Annotated in this window: 17 protein-coding genes; 11 read left to right on the top strand and 6 right to left on the bottom strand. The window is 60.1% G+C overall.

Annotation, left to right across the window (positions count from 1 at the left end; genetic code table 11):
- The first annotated feature begins 229 nt into the window (after positions 1 to 229).
- Positions 230 to 826: a TetR/AcrR family transcriptional regulator gene (locus ACJ8QI_RS01670; protein WP_442531994.1), complete on the top strand. Its 597-nt coding sequence runs from the start codon at positions 230 to 232 to the stop codon at positions 824 to 826.
- 6 nt (positions 827 to 832) lie between these two features.
- Positions 833 to 2,023: a multidrug effflux MFS transporter gene (locus ACJ8QI_RS01665; protein ID WP_060440526.1), complete on the top strand. Its 1,191-nt coding sequence runs from the start codon at positions 833 to 835 to the stop codon at positions 2,021 to 2,023.
- A 57-nt stretch (positions 2,024 to 2,080) separates the two neighbouring features.
- Here the strand turns inward: ACJ8QI_RS01665 and cspE are convergent, their stop codons facing one another.
- On the bottom strand, positions 2,081 to 2,290 hold the full coding sequence (gene cspE / locus ACJ8QI_RS01660) for a transcription antiterminator/RNA stability regulator CspE (RefSeq protein WP_004940030.1): 210 nt from the start codon (positions 2,288 to 2,290) through the stop codon (positions 2,081 to 2,083).
- A 346-nt stretch (positions 2,291 to 2,636) separates the two neighbouring features.
- Between cspE and ACJ8QI_RS01655 the strand changes: the two genes are divergently transcribed.
- From ACJ8QI_RS01655 to ACJ8QI_RS01630, 6 genes are all read left to right on the top strand, one after another.
- Positions 2,637 to 3,800, top strand: a complete 1,164-nt coding sequence (locus ACJ8QI_RS01655; RefSeq protein WP_060440527.1) for a M20 peptidase aminoacylase family protein — start codon at positions 2,637 to 2,639, stop codon at positions 3,798 to 3,800.
- Positions 3,801 to 3,989: 189 nt separating this feature from the next.
- Complete coding sequence (locus ACJ8QI_RS01650) at positions 3,990 to 5,315, top strand: LLM class flavin-dependent oxidoreductase (protein WP_442531993.1); 1,326 nt, start codon at positions 3,990 to 3,992, stop codon at positions 5,313 to 5,315.
- Between the two features lie 26 nt (positions 5,316 to 5,341).
- Positions 5,342 to 6,262 (top strand): ABC transporter substrate-binding protein, encoded by a 921-nt coding sequence (locus ACJ8QI_RS01645; RefSeq protein ID WP_049199975.1) that lies wholly within the window; start codon positions 5,342 to 5,344, stop codon positions 6,260 to 6,262.
- Positions 6,263 to 6,271: 9 nt separating this feature from the next.
- Positions 6,272 to 6,799: a GNAT family N-acetyltransferase gene (locus ACJ8QI_RS01640; RefSeq protein WP_442531992.1), complete on the top strand. Its 528-nt coding sequence runs from the start codon at positions 6,272 to 6,274 to the stop codon at positions 6,797 to 6,799.
- Positions 6,800 to 6,829: 30 nt separating this feature from the next.
- Positions 6,830 to 7,717, top strand: coding sequence for an amino acid ABC transporter permease (locus ACJ8QI_RS01635; protein ID WP_442531991.1), 888 nt, complete (start codon positions 6,830 to 6,832; stop codon positions 7,715 to 7,717).
- Between the two features lie 9 nt (positions 7,718 to 7,726).
- Complete coding sequence (locus ACJ8QI_RS01630; RefSeq protein ID WP_049235221.1) at positions 7,727 to 8,554, top strand: amino acid ABC transporter ATP-binding protein; 828 nt, start codon at positions 7,727 to 7,729, stop codon at positions 8,552 to 8,554.
- A gap of 44 nt (positions 8,555 to 8,598) precedes the next feature.
- Here the strand turns inward: ACJ8QI_RS01630 and ACJ8QI_RS01625 are convergent, their stop codons facing one another.
- On the bottom strand, positions 8,599 to 9,108 hold the full coding sequence (locus ACJ8QI_RS01625; protein WP_060423542.1) for a VOC family protein: 510 nt from the start codon (positions 9,106 to 9,108) through the stop codon (positions 8,599 to 8,601).
- Positions 9,109 to 9,274: 166 nt separating this feature from the next.
- Between ACJ8QI_RS01625 and ACJ8QI_RS01620 the strand changes: the two genes are divergently transcribed.
- Positions 9,275 to 9,754 (top strand): cold-shock protein, encoded by a 480-nt coding sequence (locus tag ACJ8QI_RS01620; RefSeq protein ID WP_015376922.1) that lies wholly within the window; start codon positions 9,275 to 9,277, stop codon positions 9,752 to 9,754.
- Between the two features lie 81 nt (positions 9,755 to 9,835).
- Complete coding sequence (locus ACJ8QI_RS01615) at positions 9,836 to 9,997, top strand: YnfU family zinc-binding protein (RefSeq protein WP_015376921.1); 162 nt, start codon at positions 9,836 to 9,838, stop codon at positions 9,995 to 9,997.
- 6 nt (positions 9,998 to 10,003) lie between these two features.
- On the opposite strand, the gene ACJ8QI_RS01610 is transcribed toward ACJ8QI_RS01615, so the two are convergent.
- The 3 genes from ACJ8QI_RS01610 to ACJ8QI_RS01600 form a co-directional block, all read right to left on the bottom strand.
- Complete coding sequence (locus tag ACJ8QI_RS01610) at positions 10,004 to 11,452, bottom strand: GGDEF domain-containing protein (RefSeq protein WP_038877558.1); 1,449 nt, start codon at positions 11,450 to 11,452, stop codon at positions 10,004 to 10,006.
- Between the two features lie 629 nt (positions 11,453 to 12,081).
- The gene (locus tag ACJ8QI_RS01605) at positions 12,082 to 12,633 is read right to left on the bottom strand and encodes a flavodoxin family protein (protein ID WP_041033835.1); all 552 of its coding nucleotides are present in this window, start codon (positions 12,631 to 12,633) and stop codon (positions 12,082 to 12,084) included.
- 118 nt (positions 12,634 to 12,751) lie between these two features.
- Complete coding sequence (locus ACJ8QI_RS01600) at positions 12,752 to 13,657, bottom strand: LysR family transcriptional regulator (RefSeq protein WP_048322376.1); 906 nt, start codon at positions 13,655 to 13,657, stop codon at positions 12,752 to 12,754.
- 97 nt (positions 13,658 to 13,754) lie between these two features.
- On the opposite strand from ACJ8QI_RS01600, the gene ACJ8QI_RS01595 reads away from it, so the two are divergent.
- A complete protein-coding gene (locus ACJ8QI_RS01595) occupies positions 13,755 to 14,819 on the top strand; it encodes an aldo/keto reductase (protein WP_048322375.1) in 1,065 nt (354 codons plus the stop codon).
- 180 nt (positions 14,820 to 14,999) lie between these two features.
- On the opposite strand, the gene ACJ8QI_RS01590 is transcribed toward ACJ8QI_RS01595, so the two are convergent.
- The gene (locus ACJ8QI_RS01590; protein WP_442531990.1) at positions 15,000 to 16,532 is read right to left on the bottom strand and encodes a glycosyltransferase family 39 protein; all 1,533 of its coding nucleotides are present in this window, start codon (positions 16,530 to 16,532) and stop codon (positions 15,000 to 15,002) included.
- Positions 16,533 to 16,603 lie beyond the last annotated feature (71 nt).

The following is a 16,603-nucleotide window of genomic DNA, read 5'->3' as shown; positions in this document are numbered from 1 at the left end:
GAGAAACCGCTATGTTTAGCCTGCCGAAAACCGCCGCCGAAGCGATTGCCGTTGCGCTGTGCGTGCTGATCGTCGCCGCCTTTATCAAATCCTACCTGTTCGCTTAAGCGCCTTTTCCCCACAGCACGCGTTCATCTTGCGCCTTTCCGGCCGATTGCACTACAATTGAGAATGAACGTTCACACCCAAAAATGTGAACCCGGCTCACGTGTAGCAAAGGATCGGGCAAATGCTCCCCCTCAACGACAGTAAACAGGCCAAGGTGCAGGCCCGCCGCGATCAGATCGTCGAAGCAGCGAAAACCAGCTTCCGCCGCCACGGCTTCCACGCCGCCAGCATGGCGGAAATCGCCCAAGGCTCGCAGCTCAGCGTCGGGCAAATCTATCGCTATTTCGCCAACAAAGACGCGATTATCGAGGAAATCGTCAACCGCATCATCGCCAGCAAGATGCAGCGGCTGGAAAACCTTGGCGATCACATCAACCTGATCGCCGGCACGCTGGCGGCGCGCACGCTGTTTCAGCAGCCGGGCGAGAGCGAAACCGATCACATGCTGATGCTTGAAGTGACCGCCGAGGCCACGCGCAACCCGGTGGTGGCCAAAATGCTCAGCGATGCGGAAGCGCGGCTGTTTCGCCACGTGTGCCACAACCTGCAGCGGCTGTATCCCCATTTCAGCGCGGAAGAGATCGCCGCGCGGGTGGAGTTTATCGCCGTCATGAGCGAAGGCACCGGTTACCGCATCCTTACCACGCAAAAAGCCGATGCGTCCCTGCTGCGCGATCTGTATCAGCAGGCCATTTCTCACCTGTTCAGGAAACTCTAATCTCCCATGACCAAACACTTAGCCAGACAACGTCTGGTGTACGCCGTCGTGCTTGGCCTGTTGGCCGCGCTAGGGCCGCTGTGCACCGATCTCTATCTGCCCGCCCTGCCGGAAATGGCGGGCGAACTGAATACCTCTACCGCCGCCGCGCAGCTCAGCCTGACCGCCGGGCTGCTCGGCCTGGGCGTCGGCCAGCTGATTTTCGGTCCTTACAGCGACAAACTGGGCCGCATGCGCCCGCTGTTGCTGTCGCTGATCCTGCTGCTGGGCGCTTCGCTGTGGTGCGCGCTGGCGCCCACCATCGACCAGTTGCTGATCGCCCGCCTGCTGCAGGGCATCGCCGGCGCCGGTGGCGCGGTGATTTCCCGCGCCATTGCCCGCGATCTGTATGCCGGTCATGAGCTGACCCGCTTCTTCGCCCTGCTGATGCTGGTCAACGGTCTGGCGCCGATCGTCGCGCCGGTGCTGGGCGGCGTTATGCTGCAGGTGATGAACTGGCGCGGCATCTTCGGCGTGCTGGCGGCCATCGCCGTGCTGCTGTTCAGTCTGTCGGCGCTGAAGCTGCGCGAGTCCCTGCCGGCCGAGCGCCGCAGCCAGGGCGGCATTCTGGCGATGCTGATGTCGCTGGGCAGTCTGTTGACCCAACGCTATTTCATGGGCCTGTGTCTGACGCAGGGCTTCGTGATGGCCGGCATGTTCGCCTATATCGGCGCCTCGCCTTTCGTCCTGCAGCAGATCTACGGCCTCAGCCCGCAGATGTTCAGCCTGTGCTTCGCCATTAACGGCGTCGGGCTGATCATTGCGGCGCAGCTGGCCAGCCGCCTCAGTTCGCGTTGGGGGGAGCGTCGCGTGTTGAAGAGCGGGCTAACGCTGGCGGCCGTCGCATCGCTGTTGCTGCTGTTGGCCGCCGCGCTGCATGCGCCGCTGGTGTTGTTGCTGGTGCCGCTGTTCTTTTCGGTGGCGGTGATCGGCATCGTCGGCCCAACCGCCTCTTCGTTGGCCATGCAAAGCCAGGGTGACAAAGCGGGCAGCGCGTCGGCCTTAATCGGCGTGTGCATGTTCGCGCTCGGTGCCTGCGCCGTGCCGCTCACCGGGCTGGGCGGCACGTCCAGCCTGTCGATGGCGCTGACCATCGTCGGCTGCTACGCCGTCGCCATCCTGCTGTTCAGCCTGTTAGGCCGCCGCAGCGAGGCATAACGCGCCCAATAAAAAACCCGCTCAATGAGCGGGTTTTAAGAAATTCAGCTACGCAGCTTAGATAGCAGTAACGTTAGCGGCAGATGGGCCTTTGGCACCGTTCGTGATTTCAAATTCTACACGCTGGCCTTCAGCAAGCGTTTTGAAACCGTTGCTAACGATGGCAGAGAAGTGAACGAAAACGTCCTTGCTACCATCTTCCGGAGTAATGAAACCGAAGCCTTTGGATTCATTAAACCACTTAACGCTACCTTTAATCTTAGACATCAAACTTACCTTTAACGTGAATGAAAGACACAAAACCTGTGTCTATTACAGTACAGCAAGCAGGCAGGATTTTGTCCACCACCGCGATCACAGAAATCCGATAAAGAGTGAAAAAATCCGTGTTGTCCGGTGTAAATTGATTGCACCGGTTGCGATAAGTTACCGTGCCAGGTCAATTCTCTCCACGCGCCGGCGAACAACGAGCGAACGCCCAAACTCGCCCGCTTCCCCCAGCGTTGACGCTCCCGCGCAGACGCAATCGCTATGAAATATAACCAGATGGTCTTTTTGCTTCGGCGGCCGCTGCACTAGGGTTAGGGTTTATTTCCCACTGTGAGCCAAGCCTATGACCAGCCAGTTGGCAGACAAAATCATCGCCTATCGGCGTGAGCTGCACCAAAACCCGGAGCTTTCCAATCACGAATTCGCCACCACCGCCCGGCTGACGCGCTGGCTGCAAGAAGCGGGCATTCGCCTGCTGCCGCTGGCGCTGAAAACCGGCGTCGTGGCGGAGATCGGCAGCGGCAAGGGGCCGATCATCGCGCTGCGCGGCGACATTGACGCCCTCCCGATCGACGAAATCGCCGACGTGCCCTTCAGCTCGCAAAACCGCGGCGTGATGCACGCCTGCGGCCACGACTTTCATACCTCGGTGATGCTCGGCGCCGCACACCTGCTGAAAGCGCGTGAGGCCGACCTGCCCGGCACGGTACGCCTCTTCTTCCAGCCGGCGGAAGAGACCTTCAACGGCGCCCGACACCTGATCGACGCCGGCGCGCTGGATAACGTCGCCGCGGTGTTTGGCCTGCATAATGCGCCGGAGCTGCCCACCGGCACCTTCGCCACCCGCGCCGGGCCGTTCTACGCCAACGTCGATCGCTTCCAGATCCTCATCACCGGCAAGGGCGCGCACGCCGCCAAACCGGAACAGGGCGTCGACACCATCGTCACCGCCAGCCAGATCGTCGGCGCGCTCCAGACGCTGCCCAGCCGCAGCTTCAGCTCGCTGGAATCGCTGGTGGTAAGCGTAACGCGCATCGAAGGCGGCAATACCTGGAACGTGCTACCGCAAACCGTGGAGCTGGAAGGCACGGTGCGCACCCACAGCGACGCGGTGCGCCGCCAGGTGCCGGACAAGATTCGCCAGGTGATCGACGGCATAGCCGCCGCGCTGGGTGCGCAGGCCGAACTCCGCTGGCAGCCGGGGCCGCCGGCGGTGATCAATGACCCGCATTGGGCGGCGTTCAGCAAAACCGTCGCCGCCGAGGCCGGCTACCGGGTCGAAGAGGCGGAGTTGCAGATGGGCGGTGAAGATTTCGCGCTGTATCTGCATCACGTGCCGGGCGTATTCGTCAGCATCGGATCCGCCAGCGAGTTCGGCCTGCATCATCCGCGTTTCAATCCCGATGAACGGGCCCTGTTCCCGGCGGCGCAATATTTCACGCTGCTGGCGGAACGCACGCTGCAACAATTAACCACCGCGCCAGAAAAAGCCCTCAGCAACGCCTGAATAACGGAACATATTATTTCCCCGACGCCGCACATGCCGCGTCGGGCCCTATTATTTTTACCCGCCGTGATATTTGCAGTTTTCAACATTTGAATATGCTGTTTTGTTGTTTTACATCCCGCCGCCGCTCATCAATAGTGAACCCATCAGACACCGCGCGCCTCTGCGGCGCATGACAGGATAATCACGATGAGCGACAACGCGAATAATCAACGGCAATTGCGCCTGGGCGCCATTCTGCATGGCGCATCGGGAAATATGTCCGCCTGGCGCCACCCGGACGCCACCGCCGACGCCAGCATTAACCTCGAATTTAATATCGCCTCGGCGAAAAAAGCCGAACAGGGGAAATTCGATTTCGTCTTCGTCGCCGATGGGTTATATATCAACGAAAAATCCATTCCGCATTTTCTTAATCGTTTCGAGCCGCTCACCCTGCTGGCCGCGCTGTCCGCCGCCACCGACAAAATCGGCCTGGTGGGCACCCTCTCCACCTCCTACAGCGATCCGTTTACCGTCGCCCGCCAGTTCGCCAGCCTCGATCACCTGAGCAAAGGCCGCGCCGGCTGGAACGTGGTGACGTCGCCGCTGGAAGGCTCGGCCAAAAACTTCTCGCGCACAGAACACCCGGAACACAGCCTGCGTTACCGCATCGCCGGCGAATTTCTCGACGTCGCCAAAGGGCTGTGGGACTCCTGGGAAGACGATGCCTTCGTGCGTAATAAGGCCAGCGGCGAATTCTTCCGCACCGGCAAACTGCACACTCTCAATCACCAGGGGGAGTTCTTCTCGGTGCAGGGGCCGCTGAACATCGGCCGCACGCCGCAGGGCCGCCCGATCCTGTTCCAGGCCGGCGCCTCCGAAGACGGCAAACGGCTGGCGGCCCAACACGCCGATGCGATCTTCACCCATCACGACACGCTGGAACAGGCGCAGGATTTCTATCAGGACGTGAAGCGGCAGCTGGTGGAACAGGGGCGCGAACCGGACGATCTGCGCATCTTCCAGGGCGTCAGCGTGATCGTCGGCGACGACGACGCGGACGTCGAGCGCCAGTACCAGGAAACCGCCCGACTGGTCAGCATCGAGAATGCCCTCAACTACCTCGGCCGCTACTTCGAGCATTACGACTTCGCCCGCCATCCGCTGGACGCGCCCTTCCCGGACATCGGCGATCTGGGGCAAAACAGCTTCCGCAGCACCACCGACGCCATCAAGCGCAGCGCCCGCGAGCGCAACCTCACGCTGCGCCAGGTGGCGCAGGAAGCCGCCTCGCCGCGCCCGGTGTTCAGCGGCACGCCGGAAGCGGTGGCGGACGGTCTGCAGCGCTGGTTCGACGGCGAAGCCGCCGACGGTTTCATCATCAGCGGCGGTACGCCCAACGCCTTCGGCCACTTCGTCGATCGGGTGGTGCCCGTCCTGCAACAACGTGGCCTGTTCCGCCAGGCGTACCACGGCGACACGCTGCGCGAGCACCTGGGCCTGAAGCGCCCGTTGAACAGATTCACCCAATAATAAGATCGCTTTCAGGGATACCCGCTATGCAGAAAACCGTTACCGCCGCCCTCGTGGCGGCCTTGCTGAGCCTGACCGGCGCCGCACTGGCGGGCACCGGCATCGATTTGCAGGCCAATGAAACCCCGATCCACGCGCCGAAAAACCCGCAGGCGATCGCCAAACTGCCGGCCGATTTCCACTTCGTGAAGCCGGGCCAATTCACCGTCGCGATCGCCGCACTCAACACGCCGCCGCTAGCGCTGTTCGCCGCCGACAACCGGCGACTGATCGGCAGCGAAGTGGATATCGCACAGCTGGTGGCCGACAGCCTGGGCCTAACGCTTAACGTGGTGCAAACCTCGTGGGAAGACTGGCCGCTGGGGGTGGTTTCCGGCAAGTATGACGCGGCCATCACTAACGTCACCGTGACCAAAGAGCGCAAAACCCGCTTCGACTTCGCCACCTACCGCATCGACTCGCTCGGCTTTTATGTCAAAACCGGCGGCAAGATCGCGACGATCAAACAGCCTGCCGATATCGCCGGATTAAAAATTATCGTCGGCTCCGGCACCAATCAGGAAGCCATCTTGCTGGCATGGGACAAGCAGAATCGGCAGCAGGGGCTTAAACCCTTCCAGCCGATCTACGTGACCGACGATGCGGCCGCCACGCTGGCGATCCAATCCGGCCGGGCCGACGCCTACTTCGGGCCGAACGTGCTGGGCGCCTATAAAGCGGCGCTGAACGGCCGCACCCGGCTGGCGGGCACGGTGGAAGGCGGTTGGCCCAAGGCGGCGCACATCGCCGTCACCACCCGTAAAGGCAACGGCCTGGTGCAGGCGGTGAACGAAGCGCTGAACGGCGCGATCCGCGGCGGGCAGTACGATCGGGTGCTCAATCGCTGGGGCGAGAGCGTCGAACGCCTTGCGCAGTCGGAAATCAACCCGCCCGGCCTGGGCGATTAGGAGCGCGCGATGACGCAAGACACTTTCATCCAGATGCTGCCGACCGACCCGCTGATCGCCCCGGTGATCGAGGGGCTGTTCGGCGAATATCGCCAGCGTTACGGCGACTATTTTGGTGACCAGGAACCGGAACCGCTGGATCTGTACGCGCCGCCGCAGGGGGCCTTCATCGTGCTGCTGCGCGCCGGCACGCCGATCGCCATGGGCGCCTTTAAACGCTATGACGCACAAACCGCCGAGCTGAAGCGCATCTGGACGCGGGGCGATCTGCGGCGCCAGGGCCTGGCACAGCGGGTGTTGCAGCAGCTCGAAACGCTGGCGCTGGCACAGGGATATCGCCGGCTCTATCTGACCACCGGCTTTCGCCAGCCCGAAGCGGTGGGCCTGTATCTGAGCAACGGGTATCAGCCGCAGTTCGATCCCACCGTCGACAGCGAGGTTTACAGCCGCCCACCCTACGATGGCCGCCTGCCGTTTCGCAAAAGCCTGATTGCAGAGGACGCATGTTGTTGCGCGTCGGAAAGGAAAATCGCCTAAGGCCCCTTTATCTGTATCAGGAGACATGACATGTCCAAACAAGACGTCTTGAAAGTGGTGCCCGCCCGCTATCCGCTGCGGCTGATCGGCGCGCTGTTTTCGCTGTTTATTCTGGCCGCCATCGTGCAATCGGTGGCGGGCAACGCGCGCTGGGAATGGGGCGTGTTCGCCGAGTGGTTCTTCGCGCCGGCGGTGCTGGCGGGGCTGGGGCAAACCCTGCTGCTGACGCTGCTCGGCACGCTGTTCAGCATCCTGTTCGGCACCTTGCTGGCGCTGGCGCGACTGTCGCGCTCTTACCTGTTGGCGTCGCTGGCCTGGGGTTATATCTGGCTGTTTCGCTCGCTGCCGCTGATTCTGGTGCTGATCATCCTGTACAACTTTTCCTACCTGTACGACGCCATCTCGCTGGGCATTCCCTTCACCTCGGTGGTGTTCGCCAGCTATCCGACCATCGACATTCTCGGCCAATTCGCCGTGGCGGTGCTGGGCCTGACGCTGGTGCAGTCCGCCTACACCGCCGAGATCATCCGCGGCGGCATTTTGGGCGTGGATTACGGCCAGCACGAAGCGGCGGCGGCGCTGGGCCTGCCGGGCTATCGCCGCACCTTCCGCATCATTCTGCCGCAGGCGCTGCGCTCCATCATTCCGACCGGCTTCAACGAGATCATCAGCCTGGCGAAAGGCACCTCGATCGTTTACGTGCTGGCGCTGCCGGAGCTGTTTTACACCATTCAGGTTATCTATAACCGCACCCAGCAGGTGATACCGCTGCTGATGGTCGCCACCGTCTGGTATCTGTTCATCACCACCGCGCTGTCGGTGATCCAATACTACATCGAGCGCTATTTCGCCCGGGGCGCGGTGCGCGAACTGCCGCTGACGCCCTGGCAGAAACTGGCCGGCTGGCTAAAACGTTAGGAGACCCGCATGTCTGAAGCCATTGATTATTACGCCTTGCCCGAGCAGCCGGTACGCAATCTCACCCCGGTGCCGGCACGCGGCCTGATCGAAATCAGCAACGTCAGCAAGTTCTTCGGCAAACACAAGGCGCTGGACGACGTCAGCCTGACGCTGCAGCCGGGCACCGTCACCGTGATCCTCGGCCCTTCCGGCTCCGGAAAATCGACGCTGCTGCGGGCGATCAACCACCTGGAGCGCGTGGACGAAGGCTTTATCCGCATCGACGGCGACTACGTCGGCTACCGCCGCAAGGGCAACCGGCTGTATGAGCTGAAGGAAAAGGCCATCCTCCGGCAACGCATCAACGTCGGCTATGTGTTCCAAAATTTCAACCTGTTCCCGCACCTGACGGTGCTGGAAAACATCATCGAAGCGCCGGTGGTGCACAAAATTCACTCCCGCGAGCGGGCGAAGGCGGTAGCCTATGAGCTGCTGGATACCGTCGGGCTGCGCCACAAGGCGGACGCCTACCCGCGCCACCTCTCCGGCGGCCAACAGCAACGCATCGCCATCGCGCGCGCGCTGGCGCTGAACCCGAAGGTGATCCTGTTCGATGAACCGACCTCCGCGCTCGATCCCGAGCTGGTCGGCGAAGTGCTGGACGTAATTAAGGGGTTGGCGGATCTGGGCGTCACGCTGGTGGTGGTCACGCATGAAATCGGCTTTGCGCGCGAAGCGGCGGATCGGGTGGTGTTTATGGTCGACGGGCAGATCGTCGAACAGGGCGACGCCAGGCAAGTGCTGGCTCAGCCGCAGCACCCGCGCACCGTCAATTTCCTCAACAAAGTGCTGTGATCGTCGGGGCGTCGGGGCGCCGCGGCGCCCCGTACCCGAGCCGCTTACCGGCCGGCGAAACGCCGTTTCTCGGCGGCGAAATCCAGCGGGCGGATCCCCTGCTGGTTTTTGTCCTCTTCGGTCAGCAACGCCGGCGGAATAAACCAGGTCACCTCGAACAGCAGCCCGTCCGGATCGTGGCCATAAATGCTTTTGTGCACGCCATGATCCTCTTCCAACCCGAGAATGCCGCGCTCGGCCAGCTGGTGACGAATGCGCTCCAGCTCCTCCAGGCTGTCCACTTCCCAGGCCAGATGGTACAGCCCGGCCGGTGGCTCATGCTCCGCCGGCGGCTCGCTGTTGGCGCGAAACACCCCCGCGCGCTGCTGACCCAGGTTCTTGCTGAACAGCGCCAAATCGTGATCGTTGTCCGAATCGGCGGCCTGGGTAAACACCGCCCGATCGGGGCTGTCGGACGGCTTGAGCTTGAACCCCAACACCTGATGATAAAAGTCGGCGCTCTGCCGCACGTCGCTGACATACAGCACGGCGTGATTGAGACGTTTGATACCCATCGATATTCCTTTTTCGCATTGAATGAAGTCAGCATGAACATAGCATGTGGGGGGAAAGCCGCTAAATGCCGTTATCGCATGACTAAATGCCGCCCGCGCAATCTGTCGCTGCAAGGCATTCCGCGCTATCATAAGCGCTGTATTGATCCCTTTTGTGAGAATAACGATGAACGGCAAGATAACGACTTTTTTTGAAGACAAAGGCTTCGGCTTTATTACCGACGAGAACGGAGAAAATCGTTATTTTCACGTGATTAAAGTGCAGAATCCGGAGCTGATTAAGAAAAACGCGGCGGTGACCTTCGAACCGACCAACAACACCAAAGGCCCGTCGGCTTATGCGGTCAAAGTGTTGGCGCCCAGCAAATACATCATCATCGCCAATGAAAGAATCAAGATCGCCAGCATCAAGTCTTTCAATACCTTCACCAAGGAAGTGCCGGTCAAAGCCGATGTGGATAAAGAGAACACCGTGCTGTCGGTCGGCCTGCTGATGAACCGCATTCGCCCGCAGTCCGAAGACCAGGCGCAGGCCATGCAAACGCTGCGCATGCTGACCATCACCACCTTCCAGAACACCACCCATACCTTCTCCGAGCACGAGATCGACATGGATGAAACCATCAAGGCGTTGAAAAGCCTGTAAGCCTCTGCGTACAGAAAATAACCAACGAAATTTGTCGTCGCCTGTGTTAGCGTGAGTTTTCACCTGACACAGGCTATTGATATGTCCGATTCCAGCAGCGTCAAAGGTTTTATCAACCGCTCCACCCAAATCGTCTGCCCTAAATGCGGCTATGTTACCCGGCAAAAATGCGCGGCAATGCTGCAAGACGTGATACTGATTTGCCCTAATTGCGAAACCCGCTTCGAGCCCAGGCAAGGCTGAAAACGGTTAGCGGAACAGAATATGCTCGACGCTGTTGCCGTTCACCACGTTGAACGACTCCACCCGATTACGCCCCTGCGATTTGGCGCGATACAGCGCGATATCCGCCATATTCATCAGCTGCTCCAGCGATTTCACTTCGTTCATCGCCAGGCTGGCTACGCCGACGCTGATGGTAATTTTCAACGTTTGTTTGCCTTCCGCCTGCAGTTCCGCCTGCTCCACCAGCCGGCGCAGATGTTCCCCCAGCGCCACGCCCTGTGCCGCCAGCGCGCGCGGCAACATGATGGCGAACTCTTCCCCGCCCAAGCGGCCGAACAGCTGATCGTGGCGCAGCTCGCGCCGCACGATGTGCGCGAACGACGCCAAAACCTGATCGCCGGCGCTGTGGCCGTGCGTATCGTTGATCTGCTTGAAATGGTCGATGTCGATCAGCAGAAGCGACACCGCCTCTTTGGAGCGGTGCTTGTGCTCCAGCAGCTCGCCCGCTTTGCGCGTCATCGCGCTGCGCGCCAGCACCCCGGTCAGAAAATCGTGGTTGGCGCTGTGCTCCAAACGCCGCATCAGCTTGCGGTTGGCGGCGATAGAGCTGGCGAGGATCAGCGGCCCCATCACCAGCATGGCGATGCCCAAGCGGGCGGACATCAGCGTGTCGAGGAAGGCGTTGTGGTTGTTCGGCGTTTCGTACAGCACCAGGTTGGCGGAAATGCTGCTGATCTCGGTCATGCCGGTCAACAACGTCAGCAACGTCACGGGGAACAGCTGATAACGCACCGCGCACCACAGCAGCGCCGGGATCGGGAAGGCGATAGCGCCCGGCCCGCCGATATAGACGCTGAATATCAGCGACAGCAGCAGCGCCAGCAGCGGCAGACAGCCTTTCAAACGCCAACGCACCTGTATGCGCAACAGCTGCTTCAGCCGCGGTGCCGCCATCAGCACCGGCAACAGCAGCAAGGTCGTCGAGAACTGCTCGCTGAACCAGGCCAGCCACGCGACCACCACCGTGTTGTTGTACAGGCTGTCGTTGCGCAGCACCGACAGCGTCGACGCCACCGCCGCACCGGCCAGACTGGCGCTGAACATATAGAGTATCGCCTGGGGTTTGCCCATGCGCCGTTGCGACTGGGGCAGCATCAGCATGATGCCGTAACCGACGGCGATCAGCGACATGTTGCAGGCGTTCAGCCACAGCGCCAGGGACCAGCCTTCGCCGGTGCTGAGATCGGCGGCAACCATGCCCAGATAGGTGGTAAGCCAGCCGAGCGGCGTGGCGTAAACGGGTTTGCGCAGCAGCAGGCCGAGCAGAATCGCATTCACCGGCCAAAATAAAGAAAGCGAACCAATTGGCCGGCTAAGAATACCCACCAGAGAAAGTAAAAAGGCCAGCATGAAAAGATTGATCAGCTGAACCGTCAGAGGCAGGCCATGCCTGGCGTTTATTCTGACGTTCATCGCCTCGCCCATATTTCGCTAATAACCAGAATAATAATGTGCATACTCTCTCGCCCGGCCAGTGAGGGATAGTCAACTCGGATTTCAACCAAAAAAGCCAGACAAATCAATAATAAAAAACGTTAACATTTAATTAACAGACTTTTCTTAGCCTGATGCGACCGCGGCGGGCTCACCCGCATAGCGTCAGCAAATAATGCCGACTCTGCTGTCAGCATAGCGCATAGCGTAATAGGCCGCCGACGGCGTTAATTACATTAATAAGTTTGTGGTTATTGGTCGTTGAATGATGTTTGAATAACTACGCGATTATTTTCCTGCAACTGGGCCGCCCGTGCAATAACAACCCAAAAAAAGCCCGCATAGCGCGGGCTTGCTTGAACAACAGCAAATCGACAGTTACGACACAGCCATACGTTGCATGCCTGTGCTGCCGCGCAGTATAGCGGTGAAAGCTTAAGCAGACCTTAGCAACAAAAAACCCGGCCTAGGAACCGGGAATATTTGTACGAAATGCAGTGTTAGCCCAAGCAGGCTAATAACATTTCGCAGCTTACACGCCAATTGTGCAGAGAAAATGAACGCGGCGTCCGTTCAGTCGCGTCACTGCCCTCTCCGCACGGAAGACCTTACGCCAGTTTGGCGGCAAAACCCGCTACGCGCTGGCCATAGAGCTTGGCGGTCGCCAGATCGCCCGACAGCATCTCATCCACGCCGGCATCCGCCGGGGTCTGCACCAGCAGCCCCACCGAACCGCCCAGGTTATTGACGTCGGTGCGCTGCGCCGATTTGGTGTTGGCCGGCAGCAGCCCCAGGCTGACCCACAGGCCGCCATGTTGCGAAGCCAGCGTCTGCAGCGCGATCAACGTGACCTGCTTGTCGCCGTTCAGGCTGGCGCTGTTGGTAAAGCCGCCAAACACTTTGTCCTGCCACTTGCGGCCGAACCAGGCCTTGGAGCTGGCGTCGGCGAATTTCTTGAACTGCCAGGATGGGCCGCCCATATAGGTCGGCGAACCAAAGATGATGGCGTCCGCCTCATCCAGCGTCTGCCAGGCTTCGTCGCTGATATCACCGTTCTGGTCGATGGCGATCAGTGCCGCCCCGGCGCCTTCCGCCACCACTTTCGCCAAACGCTCGGTATGGCCGTAGCCGGAATGAAACACCACTACTGTCTTCGCCATAGAAATTCTCCACTCATTGCACAAAGGCGCCGACGGCGCCCCTCTCGCGTTCAATCTAATCAAGCGCGCAGCGGCTGAATACCGAATAAAACTGACGGTGTTATTCAAAAAAATCGCGTTATGCGCCCTGCTCTGCCTGTTGACGGGCGAAGTCGATAAAAGCACGCAGCGGGCGCGGCATTTGGCGGTTTGCCGGATAGTACAGATAGAAACCGGGGAACGGCGGCGTCCAGGCATCGAGCAGCGGCAACAACCGGCCATCGGCCAAACCGGCGGCAATTTGTTGCTCAAACAGGTAGGCAATGCCTGCCCCATCCATCGCAGCCCGCACCAAGACTTCCGGCTCATCGACTATCACCGGCCCTTCCACGGCGATCTCCTGCTTTTCACCGTCGCACTCAAACTCCCAGCGATACAAACTGCCGTTGGTCGGCCAGCGGTAATTCAAGCAGCGATGTCGATGCAGATCGCCTGGTGTTGACGGCCGGCCGTGACGCGCCAAATACGCCGGTGAAGCAACGACGCGCATCCGCACCTCCCCGCCCAGCTTGACCGCCACCATATCTTTCGCCAGTTTCTCGTGCAGCCGCACGCCGGCGTCAAAACCGCCGGCAACGATATCCACCAACCGCTCCTCAACATTGAGATCGAGCGTAATATCAGGATATTGATGATGAAACGGCGCGATCAAAGGCGCCAGAAAATGTAACGCCGCCACGCGGGTTACATTAAGCCGCAAAAGACCCGAGGGGTTCTGGCGTTGCTCGACCGCCTGCGCCACCGCCGCGTCAATCTCGGCCATCGCGGGCGTCAGGCGCGCCAACATCTGTCTTCCGGCTTCAGTCAGCGCCACACTGCGAGTGGTGCGATTCAGTAAACGCACACCCAAACGCGCCTCCAGGTTGCGCAGCGTTTGGCTGAGCGCCGAAGCGGACATGCCCAAATGTGCAGCGGCGCGAGCGAAACCGCCGTGCTCAACAATCGCGGCAAAGGCGCGCAACTCGGCGAAATCACTGCCCCTCATTATGCTCTCCCTCCTTAATAATTCATGAAGATTATAGCGCATTCCTTAAACAACCTGCGGGCGCTACCGTAGACGCTACCTATACGGGAGAATGCCTATGAACACGTCACTATCGCTGGATCACTATCGTTTATTGGGCCGTTCCGGCCTGCGCGTTTCACCGCTGGCGCTGGGCACCATGACCTTCGGTGCCGACTGGGGCTGGGGCGCCGAACTGGCCGAAGCCCGCCGTCTGTTTGACGTTTATGTCGAACGCGGCGGCAACTTTATCGATACCGCCAACCGCTATACCGAGGGCAGCGCCGAACGTTTCGTGGGGGAATTCGCCGCCGGGCGCCGCGATCGGTTGGTGATCGCCACCAAATACACCCTGCCGATGCAGCCGGACGATCCCAATTCCGGCGGCAATCACCGCAAAAGCATGCTGCGATCGGTGGAGGGAAGCCTGCAACGGCTCAATACCGATTACATCGACCTGCTCTATCTGCACGCCTGGGATTTCACCACGTCGGTGGAAGAGATCATGCGCGCCATGGACGATTTGGTACGCGCCGGAAAAGTGCTGTATGTAGCAGTATCGGACCTTCCCGCCTGGCAGGCGTCGAGAATGCAAATGCTGGCGGACCTGCGTGGCTGGTCGCCGCTGATCGCTCTGCAAATCGAGTACAGTCTGCTGGAGCGCACCGTCGAACGCGAGCTGATGCCGATGGCGCAAGAATTGGGGATGGGCGTGATCCCTTGGTCGCCGCTGGCCGGCGGCGTATTAAGCGGCAAATACCGGCGGCAGGATCTGCAACCGTCGCCCGATGAAGCGGGCTCTCGGCGTGAAGCCGTGCGCGCCAAGGGGACATTGAACGCACACAATCTTGATATCGCCGACGCCGTCAACCAGATAGCTGATGAGACTGGATATTCCCCATCACAAATCGCGCTGGCCTGGACACTGCGTCACCCGATGGTCACCGCGCCGATCGTCGGCGCCCGAACCCTGGCGCAATTGGAAGATAACCTCGGCGCATTGAAGGTGGCGCTGGCGGAAGATCATTGGCGACGATTGGACGATCTCAGCGCCATCGAGCTGGGATTCCCGCACGATTTTCTCGCCCTGCCAGCCACCCGCAACATCATGACCGGCGGCGTGCATCTCGCCCGGCGCAGATAAAAAAAATCCCGCGCAAGGCGGGATAAACTTAACAGGGATGGGGTAATACACTACAGGGAATGGATAACACACAACATCATCGGGTAGAGCTACAGTACCAATCCCAATGTATAGAACTGTCATCCCCGCGTAAGTTTGCTCGGCCAGATGTAACGCCGAATGGGAAATATGACATTTTTCTCAACGCACCACGAACAGACGCGATTCGAAGCCGCCGCTCTTGAAGGTGCCGGTATTGACCCACCCCGGCGGCGAACGGCCGAAGTCCTGATTGAAATCCCCGCCGCTGACCAGCCAGACCCGGCGATGGCCTTTCGATAAAACGCTGAGCTTATCGACATAGGTCTGCGCCGCCCGATCGTGGAAAAAGGTGCCGAAGCCATAGGCATTGGGCTTGCCCGAAATGCCGTTGGGCCTGGCCGGGGTATACAGCAGGGCGCGATAGCCCTTCTTGTTGTAATACACGTAGCTCAGGTAGTTGAACATGTTGCTGACCACCACCGCATCGTTAGGCTGATAGTGGCTGTTGATATAGTGCACCATCACCTTGAACTCATCTTTCTCGACCGGGTAGTCGTTACGCACGCCGCAGCCGAACAGCAGGCTGAAGAACAACAGCAAAGAGATCCCGCGCACCCGGCTTTTCGTTCCGGCGATCAGCACGCCCAACACCAGCGGAATGCCGAGCGCGGCGGAATAGAGGTAGCGATCGACAAACAGCGGCGTGCGCCAGGAAATGGCGAATACCAGCGTCACTGGGATCAAAATGCCACCAAGCAGCAGCAGCGAGAATGTCCTTGGCATCGCGCGCCGTTTCAGCAGCAGCGCGCACAACGCGATAAACATCGCCGGCAGCAGCCAGAGAATCGCCGTGGGATAGTTGCTGCCGTCATGGCCGGTGAGAAAACGCCAATACATTGCCGGCAGATCGCCCCAGGAAACCTGAGGGATCCAACCGACGTCGCCGCCGACCCGCAGTTCGGCGATATGCGCCAGAAGATTGAACAACACCAGCAGCCAGGGAATGTAGGCCCCCCCAATCGCCACATTGGCCAGCCACCACGCCGGCTGCTTGATGTAACGTACGCCTTCTCGGCGGCATGACAGCGCCAATACCACCAGCCAGTGGGCGATCAGCGTGAAAATGGTGAAGTAATGGGTATAAAAGCTCAGCGTCATCAACAGCGCATACAGCGCCAGATAGCGGCGGTTATCCGGCGTTTTCAGCCACTTAGCCAGCACCATGGCGGCGGCGATCGCCAGCATCCCCATCAGCGCGTACATGCGCGCCTCCTGGCTGTAACGCACCGCCATCGGCATGATTGCCATCAACCATCCCGCTATCAGCGCCGCCCGCTCGCTGGCCAACCAACGGGTAAAGCGCATCGCCAGCGCTACCGTCGCCACGCCAAACACCAGGCTCAGCGAGCGGGCGGCCATGATGCCGTCGCCAAACAGTACCATCCAGGCATGCAGCAACAGATAATAAAGCGGTGGGTGAACGTCGAAGGAAGCGTGGTACAGCAAAGCGCCCACATCATAGCGACTGGTCAGCACGCTGGAGGCTTCATCACACCAAAAGTACCGATCCGTTAAGGAAATAAACCGCACGATCGCCGAAAACGCCACGATCGCCAACGCGTAATGTTTGTAACTGATGCCCTTTAAGCCGTTGTTGCTCAAAGAGGCATTCGAAACCTGTTGCAGTGACATAACCGCATTCCGCCCAAGAGAACCACACAGTGTGGAGACGCAGCGTCATCATTGCCGACGGCGGGTAAATG

The sequence above is a fragment of the Serratia sp. CY84636 genome, from assembly GCF_052166245.1.
Lineage (GTDB): Bacteria > Pseudomonadota > Gammaproteobacteria > Enterobacterales > Enterobacteriaceae > Serratia > Serratia nevei.
This window is presented reverse-complemented; position numbering and strand designations above follow the sequence as displayed.